The sequence below is a fragment of the uncultured Rikenella sp. genome, assembly GCF_910579375.1.
In the GTDB taxonomy this organism is placed as follows: Bacteria; Bacteroidota; Bacteroidia; order Bacteroidales; family Rikenellaceae; genus Rikenella.
Genome location: NZ_CAJTUJ010000053.1, coordinates 1 through 11,960, shown reverse-complemented (window position 1 = coordinate 11,960; position 11,960 = coordinate 1). Strand labels below are relative to the sequence as shown.

The window sequence follows — 11,960 nt, the reverse complement described above, 5'->3', positions numbered from 1 at the left end:
GAGTCGCGCGGGCCGGCCGCCTGCCCACGGGCGGGATGCACAGCGCCTTTTACTGGCCGCCTCTACCCCACGACAGCACCTCCCGGTCGCCCGACCCACTTTAGTCGAGAGTGAATATTAAGGGTCGGAGCCAGCGTGGCCGGAAACGAGCACCGCGACGTTGCAGGCCTACGCCGGGGGAGGCTATCGGCCCGCGCGGTTCTTCGAACCGCAGGGATTCAACTCAAAACGCAATTAGGGTAACTCCCACCCCTTGCCCCCGCGGGCCTCCTGCCCGTTTATTCCGAGAGGCAACGCAACTGACGACCGTAGGCACGATAATACGCATCGCAGGGATCGAGATGTTGCGCATTGAACCACATGAACAGACTGTTCGTCCCGCCGGGCGTAGACGCGTAGCTGTATCCGTAATTGCCGACGCCGTTCAACGCGCCCGTATCCCGAGCGCGGAAGCCCGGGGCGGCTGCGGCATAGCTGCATTCGCCGACGGATGAATGCCCGGACAAACAGAATCGGCGCGCTTCCCTAAAGTACTCTAAAGAGAGGAGCGCGCCGATGGCATGTGCGGGTCATAGAGCCCTTCTACGGCTGTAACGAGAGCTTCGGTGCGTAACACCGCATCAGAGTCGGTTCCGGCAGCGTGGCGTTCGGATCCAGCTGATGGGCCTCGGGCCGGATCGCCTTGGTAGCCGCCGTCGGCCGCGGAATCAGCGGGCTGTACTGCATCACGAAATTGATTCGGGCCAGCTGATCCGCCGTAATCTGAGTCCGATAACCGAAGTAGTAATCCATTACGTTGGTCGAAATAACGAGGCCGGAACCAGCTTTGCAAGGTTGACGCTCGAACGGATGGTAAGGCAGCTCGCTGATCGTGCTTTGGCCCGTCAGCCAAGGCTGAATATCGGTCATATAAGCAGTCCGGTTGTATTTCGGCGTGTCTTCGCATCCGTCGTCGCTGGCGTTGTCCGGATCGGAACAGCCGTTCCGGGTCTCGTCGAAGGCGTGGTGCAGACCTAAGTAGTGGCCCATTTCGTGGCACAAGGTAAGCATCCCTTCGTCGGAAATCCACGTGTATTGGTCTTCGGGATCGATCCCCGCTTCCGGTTGGAACTTGCGGTTGTTCAATGCGATGCCGTGCATGTAGTTGGGCAGCCGGTGGAAATAGGACTCGCCGGGTGCGCTGGCTTCATTGCCCCTTAGGCCGAACAGCGTGTGCGTCGTGGTGCAGTAAGGCAGGAACGAGATGCCTGTGACTTCGCTTTCGTCGTTCGCTGCGCCGGGGTCTTGCAGGAAGCTGAAGAGCCAGATATTCACGTAGTAGTTCGGGTTCCAGAAGATATTCTGGTTACGCTGACTCTGCGAGTTGCTGTACAGAAAGTTTTCGGCGCTCATGTTGGCGGAGCCGGAGTAGACGACGCGATGGATCCCCGGTGTGACGAGCGGTTTGCCGTTCGGGTCGTGGGTGGCGGCCACGAAGGTCAGACCGACCTTCTGACTCGGCACGCCGGGCAGTGTCCGGTCGGTGAAGAGGGTGGAGGAGTAGAATTTGTTCAGCTCCGCGAGCCGGCGTTGGATGACGGCGTCGGAGGGGTATTGTTCCGGATCGGCCGAGTTCTCGTACAGCACGTGGAAGACGACGGGGATGGTTCCGGCGACGATTTCCGGCAGGGCGGGATTCGGCGGGGTGGGCGATGACGACGAACTCTTTTGGCAGCCGACCAGAATCGCCGGCAGGAGTGCGAGTGCGAAGAGTAGGCGTTTTTTCATGGGGAGAGGCGCGTTTCTATTAAACGTTTGTAAAAATACGGTTTTTCCCGGACTATGCGATGGCCGACATCGGTTTCGGCCGCTGTCCGAACGGGAGATATACAAAAACGAGGCCGTTCCTGTTACTCGAACAGGAACGGCCTCGTTTTTTACGGAGTTTGATTTTCTTTGGCGAAGAAAATCAAACGGTTAGTCTTTCAGCTTGGCGCACAAAAATTCGCGGTTCAACCGGGCGATGTGTGCGATCGAGATCCCTTTCGGACATTCCGCTTCGCAGGCGCCGGTGTTGGTACATCCGCCGAAGCCGAGTTCGTCCATCTTGGCGACCATGGCTTTGGCGCGCCGTGCGGCTTCGACTTTCCCCTGGGGCAGCAAGGCGAGCGAGCTCACCCGGGCAGCCACGAAGAGCATGGCAGACCCGTTCTTGCAAGTGGCCACGCAGGCGCCGCACCCGATGCAAGCGGCGGCGTCCATCGATTCGTCGGCGTCTTTCTTCGGAATCGGGATCGCATTGGCATCCGGCACGCCGCCGGTGTTCACGGAGATATACCCTCCGGCCTGCAAAATCTTGTCATAGGCGGAACGGTCGACCACCAGGTCTTTCACCACCGGGAAGGCGCGAGAACGCCACGGCTCGATGGTAATGGTATCTCCGTCTTTGAATTTCCGCATGTGGAGCTGGCAGGTGGTGATGTCGTCGTCGGGGCCGTGGGCGCGACCGTCGATGAACAGGGAGCACATCCCGCAGATCCCTTCCCTACAGTCGTGGTCGAAGGCGATGGGCTCTTTCCCGGCGTGGATCAAGTCGTTGTTCAGGATGTCGAGCATCTCCAAAAAGGAACTACCCTCGGATACGTTCTCTACGTGGTATTCCTCAAAACGACCTTTGTCATGGGCGTCTTTCTGACGCCATATCTTCAATTTCAAATTCATAACAAGCTGATCTTATTTTTTAAATCAATTCTTTGCTGTCTTTATGCCGGATAGAACCGTACCTTTCTTGAAAGAAAGGTACCCAAAGAACTTTTGCAGAGGTCGTCCCGGTGGGACGACCACGGGTTTTCTCCGCCTTGTGTCGTTGGGCTGGGATTTTCAGGCGCGGCGCGCATGGGGTTCTATGCCCATTATTAGCGCGCCCACCGAAAATCCAGCCCAACCAATCGGGCAGACACGGCCAGAGCATCCCGTAGGGATGCGCTCTGAAGTTTTTTTGGTTCTTTTTGTTCACAAAAAGAACAGTACCCTCCAGTCAGGGACAGAAAGAACGATTTTAAGATGGGTAAAACAGTGTGGTTAGTCTTTGTAGTTACGTTGAGCGAGATGAACCGTTTCGAAGACCAGTTTTTCTTTGTGGAGTTCCGGTTCCGCGTCCGGGCCCTTGTATTCCCAGACCGCCACATAAGCATAGTGGTCGTCGTCGCGCAGCGCCTCGCCCTCCGGCGTTTGGAACTCTTCACGGAAGTGGCCGCCGCACGATTCGTTGCGGTTCAAGGCGTCGCGCGCCATGAGTTCGCCCATCTCCATGAAGTCCGCCACGCGGAGTGCCTTTTCGATCTCCTGATTGAATTCGCCCTCTTTGCCCGGCACGCGGACATTCGACCAGAATTCCTTCCGGAGCGCCTGGATCGCCGTGATCGCCTTTTCGAGGCTCTCTTTGGTACGACCCATGCCGACATATTCCCACATGATGTTCCCGAGCTCCTTGTGCAGGTCGTCTACGGAGCGTTTCCCGTTGATCGAGAACAGTTTGTTGATCTTGTCCCAGATCGCTTGTTCCGCTTCGGCGAAAGCCGGGTGGTTGGTGTCGATCTTGGGGGTTTGGATGTCGTGCGAGAGGTAGTCGCCCAAGGTGTACGGAATCACGAAATACCCGTCGGCCAACCCCTGCATCAGCGCGGAAGCCCCCAGACGGTTGGCGCCGTGATCCGAGAAGTTGGCTTCGCCCAAGGCATACAAGCCCGGAACGGTGGTCATCAGGTTGTAGTCGACCCAAATCCCCCCCATCGTATAATGCACGGCCGGATAGATCATCATCGGCTCCTCGTACGGATTCACGTCGACGATCTTTTCGTACATCTGGAACAGGTTGCCGTAGCGTTGTGCGATGACCTCCTTGCCGAGGCGGTTGATGGCGGTCGAGAAGTCGAGGAAGACGGCGAGACCCGTCTCATTGACCCCAAACCCTGCGTCGCACCGCTCTTTGGCTGCCCGCGATGCCACGTCGCGCGGCACGAGGTTCCCGAAAGCCGGATAGCGGCGTTCCAGGTAGTAGTCGCGATCCTCTTCCGGAATCTGAGAGGCTTTCTTGGCGCCCGAACGTACCGCTTCGACGTCTTCTTTCTTCTTCGGCACCCAGATGCGGCCGTCGTTCCGCAGCGATTCCGACATCAAGGTCAGTTTCGACTGCTGTTCGCCGTGTTTCGGGATACAGGTCGGGTGGATCTGCGTAAAACACGGGTTGGCGAACATCGCCCCTTTCTTATAACACTGCCAAGCCGCAGACCCGTTGGAGTTCATGGCGTTGGTCGAGAGGAAGAAGACGTTGCCGTACCCTCCCGAGCAGATCAGCACGGCGTGTGCCCCGTGCCGTTCGATCTCGCCGGTCACCAGGTTCCGGGTGATGATCCCGCGCGCCTTGCCGTCGATCAGCACGACGTCGAGCATCTCATGCCGCGGATATGATTTAACCGAGCCTTTCTGGATCTGCCGGTTCAGCGCGGCATAAGCCCCCAGCAGAAGCTGCTGCCCGGTCTGGCCGCGTGCATAGAACGTTCTGGAAACCTGCGCCCCCCCGAACGAGCGGTTGTCTAACAGTCCGCCGTAGTCGCGTGCGAAAGGTACCCCCTGTGCCACGCACTGGTCGATGATCGAGTTGGCCACCTCGGCCAGCCGATAAACGTTGGCTTCGCGGGCACGATAGTCCCCCCCCTTAATCGTGTCGTAGAAGAGGCGGTAGACCGAGTCGTTGTCGTTCTGGTAGTTCTTGGCTGCGTTGATCCCCCCTTGCGCGGCAATGGAGTGTGCCCGCCGCGGCGAGTCGCTGATGCAGAAGACTTTGACGTTGTAGCCCAGCTCGCCGAGCGATGCGGCGGCCGATGCCCCGGCGAGGCCGGTTCCGACGACGATCACGTCCAGTTTGCGTTTGTTGGCCGGGCTGACGACTTTGATGTCTGCTTTATGTTTGCTCCACTTCTGGGCCAACGGCCCTTCGGGGATTTTTGAGTCGAGTTTGTTGCTCATGTGCTTTTCGGAATGATTGGGTTCTGAAAATAGGAGTTTCCCGGATGGTCTATTTGCCGAAGATGGCGAGGATCAGCACGGCGATCGGAATCGAGATGAAGCCGACGGCTACGATCAAGGCGTAGAGCCGGGCCGCGCATTGCCAGCGACGGATCCAGACCTGGTTGTTGAGTCCGACGGTCTGGAAGGCGCTCCAGAAGCCGTGGCGCAGGTGGAACCACAGGGCGATGATCCAAACCATATAGAGGATCGAGACGATCGGGTTGGCGAAGGTCTGGATGAGCAGCTCGTACGGGTTGTTCACGGCTTCGCCGCCGATGAAGTGTTGGAGCTGCATGTGGCTCCAGAAGTCGGTGAGGTGCCAGGCGAGCACGCCGAGGATGATGATCCCGAGGACGTACATGTTCCGCGATTCCCAGGTCGAGGAGGCGCAGAGGTCTTGTACTTTGTACTTCACGGGCCGTGCGGTCTGGTTCTTCAGGGTGATGGCGGTGGCCCACGCGATGTGGATCACGAAGCCGGCGGCGAGCACCGGTACCATGACCTGAATCACGGGGTTGGTGTCCATGAATTCGCACATGGCGTTGTAGGCGTCTTCCCCTCCGTAGAAGAAGAGGTTGGCCACGAGGTGGACGAGCAGGAAGACGAGCAGGAACAGGCCCGAGAGGCTCATTACGAGTTTCTTCCCGATGGAGGAGCTCCAGAGTTTACTCATAGGTTTGGTTGTTTTGAATGATTTGTATTTTGTAAGCCGAGTCGTGTGTCGCGTTGGGTGCGGGAAAGGAGAACCGCCGGTGGTCTGGGAGAGGATGCCTCCGTCCACGGCGGCTCCGGGCGTTGTTTTTCTGCTAACAAAGATATTTTCCTTTTTCGTATTACACAAATTTTGGGGTGGCGAAACGGTGGCGGGGGTTAAAAAAGACTGTCGCCGCCGGCGGGGGAGCGGGCGGCGACGGAGGGGGCGGAGGTGTGCGGGGCTATTGTTCGTCGGGGAGGGTGCCGCCGTGGGCGGCGAGGCGGGCGATGGTGGACTTATATAAGTCCCACATCTTGGGGTTCCCGATCGGCGAGCCGACGAGCACGACGCGGTTCTCTTTGTCCAACAAAAAGGTGTGGAAACGGCGGTCGGTGGGAATGCGATTGTCAGCCATAAATTGTCCCGTCGAATCCAAGATGTACCCGAATCCGAAGTCGGTCAAAGTCATGGCTAAATCAGGTGCTAGGGTCTTATGTTTGTGTAAAATGAACAGAATGGTTACACATAAATTCCGATTCGAGAGATCTTCGTTTTGGATGTACCAATTTCTTAAGTCCATGGCGCAGGCTGTACACTCCTGTAACGAATCAGTCACGATTACAATTCGGGGTTTCTCAGCCTGTCGAAGCGAACCCGGCAATTGCCGACTCAACGAATCGTTCCACGAAATCGGTCGAGCGGTGAACTCCCTTAATATTTGCCGGTCGTGGTCGGACGAATCGGAGCCACAACAGACAAGGGCCGAAACGAACGGCAGAAAAATCAAGCAAAATAGTCGTCGCATGGTCGTCGGTTATAGCACAGAGTTCAAATCATAAGTGTCGATGCGGTCGGGTTGTTGCAAGTCCAACACGTAAAGCCGATGTAATTTCTCGGAGAGGGTGAAAGCGGGACGCTGGTACCGCCGGTCGAGCTTCAGGCGACACTGCACGCCGGTATCCCAGCGCCAGAGGAGAAATTCCGGATCGTAATCGCCCGCGTAAACAGTGGCATTCGGAACACCGTCGTAAAAGGCGATTAAAAAAACGGAATCACCCATACAGGAGGAGCCGAAAAACTGGGATGCTTGGCCGGAGTGATAGCGGTCGTAGTCGGGGGTCTTGCATTCTTTTCCAGAGAGATAACTCTCTTCGAGCAGGCGACCGTCAGGGGCGTATTTACGAATCAGGTTCCGGTTGTTATAAAAACTATAGATCGTATCGCCGTCAATGTGGCCGGCGTTGGTCTTGAATTCCAGAATGAACCGTCGGTGGTCTTCGTAGGGCGATTCGGGATAGTGGCCGCAATCGATGATATGACCGTCGTCATAGAAAAGGTGTTCCGGCTCGGAACCGTCGGAACGGCCGTTCATGAAGTATCGGTCGCGACCGATTCGGGTCAATCCGTTCACGGCATCGTAAATTACGATGGGCGCCTTACGGGTCAGAACAAGATGCTTATCAACGATTCGAAACTCTTTTTCAATGCCGTTGTCCAACAGACTGAACGTGGAGTCGTTCGAAACGACGTAGGCGCCCAACGGATTAAGCAGCTCATTAGGCCCTTTGCCTCGCGTGCCACAGGCGAACCGAAAATCGAGGCTTTGGGCATCGAAGCACTGAAATAGGCCGGTCGAGCGTTTGCCCTCTTCAACGATAACATAGTCGTCAAAGGCGAAAATACAGTCGGGAGCCCACAGGACACTGTCCAGCGGACGAGATTCAGCCTGCAATTCGACGGTCGGCAGGCGGTTAAGGTCGATCTCCGTTTGCGGAACGGTCGTTGTCGGGTTGCAGGCGAAGCCCAAAAGGGACAGCAGGAGGCAGGGTAAAATAATTTTGCGATTCATCGAAGGAGAGTGATTATAAGGCGTGACGTATATCTTGAATACGTCACGCCTTTCAAGCAACAGATGATTTACTTACGACATTTGGCTCGGCTGGTATAATCGGAGCAAGTTTCTTCCGTACAGGTTGAACACTTCGTAACGGTAATACGTCCCATGCCAGCATAATAGAGCACGTTGTAACATTCGATTCTACCGGCTTCTCCACCAATACCCCAACCTCCTAAATCGGGGCCAAACGGAGGTAAAACGGCCAATGCTTCCAAGTTGGCAAGCGTGAGTTCGTCCTGTGCCGACATTGGCGTTTGCGCTTTGAGATAGGTCATCACCGACGCACCGCAAATCAGGGCTGCACCACCGGCAACCAACAGGATTTTGGTTAATTTCTTCATGACAACATGAATTTAAAAAGTGAAAAAATAATTTTACTGCCCAATCTTAAATCGGACTGTACTCCAAATGTAAATATTTCGATCGAATATTTTTAATTTCAGACGAATTATTTTATTTTTAAAATTATTCGATAATATGTATCCGGCCGTCACTGCCCCAAAGGCATCTTCGTCTGCTTGTCGGGAAGGGTGCCGCCGTGGGCGGCGAGGCGGGCGATGGTACTTTTATAAAGCTCCCACATCTTGGGGTTCCCGATCGGCGAGCCGACGAGCACGACGCGGTTCTCTTTGTCCAAAAGGAAGGTGTGGAAACGGTAATCAGACGGTATGGGATTGGTGTTTAAGAATAATCTGGCACTGTCCGGTCGAATGGCGACAATCTCTCGGATGCGCGCGATATGAGATTCTGCTACGGCAGCTTCCATACGGGGCATCTCTCGTTCTTCGACCACGAAAAGAACCTGTACGGAGTCGATACCCGTTTGGCGCAATTCGTTGATTTTTGCATACCATTCCGGTAATCGGAGCGAACAGACGCCGCACTCTCCCTCGCCGACGTACACGAGGATGCGAGGCTGATTCGTTATAGGAGCAGGGGGCAAAATAAGTTCCGAACGGGTCAACTCGGCCAAAAGGACAGCGTCTTTTTTTCGGCTGTTACCACAAGAGCACAAGCAGAGAATAAGGCATAGATAGAAAGCGATAGTTGAGATTTTCATTTCCATCGGTATAACAGCAGATAAACACTTCCCTCTTCCATGCGGGGCAACAGTTCCCGGATTCGCTCTTCCCCCAAAGAGGAGAGAAAATGATCCTTGACATCGTAATTCAGCCAGGAGACAAGGCCCGTCGAATCTTGTGCCGCGAAGTTGGAGGGCAGGGCGGGTATCGTTCGCCCCGTCCGGTCGATGTAGGTACGCTTCGTCAGGGAATCGTAGGCGAAAACCATGCGTTCGCCGGCTTCGCAGACGACCCCGCAGAGTTTCGAGCCGGCGGGAATCAGAGCCGAAGAAAGAAAGGCGTAAGGTGAGTCATTCAATTCCTGTCCTGCTATATGGCCGCGCCGGGAATCAGGAATACGCCGTGTGCCGAAATCGAAACAGATACCTTTAACAATCTGTCCCGAACGGTCGAACAGGACAACGGTGTCGTTCAGGTAACGACTGAAAACGATCGAAGAGTCGGACTCTGTCAATGGCTGGCCGAAGCTGACGCGGGACGATTGTTCGTTGTACCCGAAATAGGGTTCCACAGAACCGGCCTGGCTGTCCGTGCGAAAAAGGGCCACTACATCCTCGGCTGATTCTTCGTCATACAGACCTCGGTAAAACAAAAAGCCGTCGGAAAGCCATGCCAACGCATCGGGAAAGTCGAGGTCGGCAATGCGGATATCACGGAGATGTTGGCCGTCGATGTCGTAGACCAAAATCTTCTGCCCGTTGGCGTCCAGAGCGAAAACGGTGTCGTTCCGAATCGAAAAGGATTCGAGGCGGACGTATTCGCCGGGGCCGTGGCCCGGTCGGCCGATTTGCCGGACGAAACGGCCCCGGTCGTCGAACATCAGCAGTTTGTTCGAGCCGTATTTGTCGAAAATGAAATAGCGGTCGTCCTGACAAACGATGCAGTCGATGGTAGAAAAGGCGGCTTCGGGTGTATTCTCCAGTTCGATACACTCGGTGTATGCGAGGATGTCGGAAAGTTGTCCGAAATTTTCGGCCTGCCAGTCGACGACGGATAGGGGAAACGATGATTCCGGAGAGGCATGAGTGCTTTTCTGACACGAAGGCAGGGCTAAAGATAAAAAGGCCAGCGTAAAAATTTGCAGTTTCATGAGAGGTTGAATGATGGGTGGAAAAGACGGCTTTCGAGGGCCGCAGAGGGGGTGTGTTTCGGCGGGTGTGAGGTGAAGATAATTATTTCGGAGGAAAAGCGAAAGAAAATTTGGAGGACTCGACAAAATAATTTTACTTTGTACTCGTTATAGATTTGTAATTATTACAAATTATGGAACGACTCGATGCAGATGCGGCGACGGTGTTGCGCCGATGCGGGGTGCGGCTTTCGGTGCAGCGGGTGGCGGTGATGGACTACCTCCTGAAGCATCGCACGCATCCGACGGCGGAGGAGGTCTACGGGGCGTTGGCGCCGCAGATGCCGACGCTGTCGAAAACGACGGTCTACAATACGCTCAACCTGCTGGTGGAGCGGGGGGCGGCGGCGCACCTCACGATCGAACCGGGGTGTTCGCGGTTCGACGGGGATATGTCGGTGCACGGGCACCTGTATTGTACGGCTTGCGGGGGGGTGTACGATCTCTTTCTCGACGAGGTGCCGCGGCTGCCGGTGGCGGAGGGGCATCGGATCGAGGCGGTGCAGCTCTACTGTCGAGGGGTTTGCCGGGAGTGCGAAAAGAAAAATTCTCAGAACAATTAATAACCATTTCCAAACCAAACAAACAAAACGATTCAGTATGAAAAAGAAATTCATTTGTACGGTGTGCGGCTACATTCACGAAGGGGACGAAGCACCGGAATTCTGCCCGCAGTGCAAACAGCCGAAGAGCAAATTCAAGGAGTATGTGGAACAGGCCGGAGGGCTGACTTTTGTGGACGAGCATGTGATCGGGGTGGCCAAAGGGGTCGATGCGGAGGTGTTTGACGGGTTGAAGGCGCATTTCACGGGCGAGTGCACGGAGGTGGGGATGTATCTGGCGATGAGCCGGCAGGCGGATCGCGAGGGGTATCCGGAGATTGCGGAGGCTTTCAAACGCTATGCGTGGGAAGAGGCCGAACATGCGGCGAAGTTCTGCGAACTGCTGGGCGAGGTGGTCTGGGATACGAAGACCAACGTGAAAGCTCGCATGGAGGCTGAAGCTGGGGCGTGCGAAGACAAAAAACGCATCGCAACGCGGGCGAAGGAGCTGGGGCTGGATGCGATCCACGACACGGTGCACGAGATGTGCAAGGACGAGGCTAGGCATGGCAAGGGCTTCGAGGGGTTGTACAACCGCTATTTCAAGAAGTAGGGCGTTCGTCAGGCTTACGAAATCATCTATTTGGAACGGGTTGGGTCTCAGTGCGAGGCGCAACCCGTTCTTTTTGTGTGTTTTTAAGGTGTGCGGGCAGGGGCGAGGTTTTCGCATTGGTTAGGGCCGCCGGCAGCTTGAGGATGCGTCAGCATCCGTCGGAAGTCTTTTTGGTTCTTTTTCTGAAGAAAAAGAACAGTTCGAGGCGGGACAAAGGATTGGGTCGAGGCGGCCCATTGCCCACCGCGGGCACGCGGGGCCTGCCCGGCCTGAGGGCAGTACCCTCTAGTAGAACATACGCGCGCCACGCCTTAAGAAGCGATTCTGCTATTTCGGCGGTAGCCGAATGTAGATGAATCGCGCAAGGCGCGCGAAAAGAGAATCGGGTAGAGGCGGCCAGTAAAACGCCCTTTGGGCGCGCCCGCCCGCCTAAGATGGCATATTCTGCCGGTTGGCGCTTGGCCAATCCGGCAAGAATTGCCGCGGGCGACGGTAGTGGCGGAGCGACAGCGGAGCCGCATTGAGGCGAACACGGGGCGAAGAACTGGGTCGGGCTTGTTTTCGGGCGGAGCTTGAGGCCGAGAGCGAGTAGCGCGATTCGTGAGAATCGCCGGGCTTGCCGCCAAGCCGCAGAGCGGCTTCCCCCCGTGGCGGCAGCCCGAACTTGGCAGTGCTTATCGCGACCGCAGGTCGCCGGGTTCGCGCGCTGGGCCGTTCGGCCCACCCGGGGAGCGCGCGGCCCGAACCCGACAGAATTGGGGTGGTGAATGGGGAGGAACTTCGGCCCGTGCGATTCTTCGAATCGCAAGCATTCCTCGTTTCTTCCGAGAGGCACCGCAACTGAAGACCGTAGGCCCGGTACGTCATGTGGCTGGGGTAGAGTTCCGTCACGCGGAAGAACAAGTACACGCCACGGTAGTGGTCGCCCGAATCGTAGGACGTGGACGACCAGCT

The 11,960-nt window shown here is 56.3% G+C and carries 12 protein-coding genes; 2 read left to right on the top strand and 10 right to left on the bottom strand.

Features of this window, described 5'->3' with window-relative positions; translation table 11 throughout:
- Positions 1–278: 278 nt before the first annotated feature.
- From QZ302_RS05960 to QZ302_RS05915, 10 genes are all read right to left on the bottom strand, one after another.
- Positions 279–506 (bottom strand): hypothetical protein, encoded by a 228-nt coding sequence (locus QZ302_RS05960; protein ID WP_294593602.1) that lies wholly within the window; start codon positions 504–506, stop codon positions 279–281.
- A gap of 76 nt (positions 507–582) precedes the next feature.
- Positions 583–1,767 carry a M43 family zinc metalloprotease gene (locus tag QZ302_RS05955; RefSeq protein ID WP_294593600.1) on the bottom strand — a complete coding sequence of 395 codons (1,185 nt, stop codon included), beginning with the start codon at positions 1,765–1,767 and terminating at the stop codon, positions 583–585.
- Between the two features lie 189 nt (positions 1,768–1,956).
- Positions 1,957–2,700, bottom strand: coding sequence for a succinate dehydrogenase/fumarate reductase iron-sulfur subunit (locus QZ302_RS05950; RefSeq protein ID WP_294593598.1), 744 nt, complete (start codon positions 2,698–2,700; stop codon positions 1,957–1,959).
- 360 nt (positions 2,701–3,060) lie between these two features.
- Complete coding sequence (locus tag QZ302_RS05945; protein ID WP_294593596.1) at positions 3,061–5,007, bottom strand: fumarate reductase/succinate dehydrogenase flavoprotein subunit; 1,947 nt, start codon at positions 5,005–5,007, stop codon at positions 3,061–3,063.
- Positions 5,008–5,056: 49 nt separating this feature from the next.
- Positions 5,057–5,722 (bottom strand): succinate dehydrogenase cytochrome b subunit, encoded by a 666-nt coding sequence (locus QZ302_RS05940; protein ID WP_294593594.1) that lies wholly within the window; start codon positions 5,720–5,722, stop codon positions 5,057–5,059.
- A 262-nt stretch (positions 5,723–5,984) separates the two neighbouring features.
- Positions 5,985–6,212 carry a hypothetical protein gene (locus QZ302_RS05935; protein ID WP_294593592.1) on the bottom strand — a complete coding sequence of 76 codons (228 nt, stop codon included), beginning with the start codon at positions 6,210–6,212 and terminating at the stop codon, positions 5,985–5,987.
- A gap of 345 nt (positions 6,213–6,557) precedes the next feature.
- Positions 6,558–7,592 carry a hypothetical protein gene (locus tag QZ302_RS05930; protein ID WP_294593590.1) on the bottom strand — a complete coding sequence of 345 codons (1,035 nt, stop codon included), beginning with the start codon at positions 7,590–7,592 and terminating at the stop codon, positions 6,558–6,560.
- A 68-nt stretch (positions 7,593–7,660) separates the two neighbouring features.
- On the bottom strand, positions 7,661–7,981 hold the full coding sequence (locus QZ302_RS05925; protein ID WP_294593588.1) for a hypothetical protein: 321 nt from the start codon (positions 7,979–7,981) through the stop codon (positions 7,661–7,663).
- Positions 7,982–8,130: 149 nt separating this feature from the next.
- Positions 8,131–8,706 carry a hypothetical protein gene (locus QZ302_RS05920; RefSeq protein ID WP_294593586.1) on the bottom strand — a complete coding sequence of 192 codons (576 nt, stop codon included), beginning with the start codon at positions 8,704–8,706 and terminating at the stop codon, positions 8,131–8,133.
- Positions 8,697–9,812, bottom strand: a complete 1,116-nt coding sequence (locus QZ302_RS05915; RefSeq protein ID WP_294593585.1) for a 6-bladed beta-propeller — start codon at positions 9,810–9,812, stop codon at positions 8,697–8,699. The genes QZ302_RS05920 and QZ302_RS05915 overlap by 10 nt, the downstream gene beginning before the upstream one ends.
- Before the next feature lie 173 nt (positions 9,813–9,985).
- Here QZ302_RS05915 and QZ302_RS05910 point away from each other — a divergent pair, with 173 nt between their 5' ends.
- Both QZ302_RS05910 and QZ302_RS05905 read left to right on the top strand, forming a co-directional pair.
- The gene (locus tag QZ302_RS05910) at positions 9,986–10,414 is read left to right on the top strand and encodes a Fur family transcriptional regulator (protein ID WP_294593583.1); all 429 of its coding nucleotides are present in this window, start codon (positions 9,986–9,988) and stop codon (positions 10,412–10,414) included.
- 37 nt (positions 10,415–10,451) lie between these two features.
- A complete protein-coding gene (locus QZ302_RS05905; protein ID WP_294593581.1) occupies positions 10,452–11,006 on the top strand; it encodes an NADH peroxidase in 555 nt (184 codons plus the stop codon).
- Positions 11,007–11,960 lie beyond the last annotated feature (954 nt).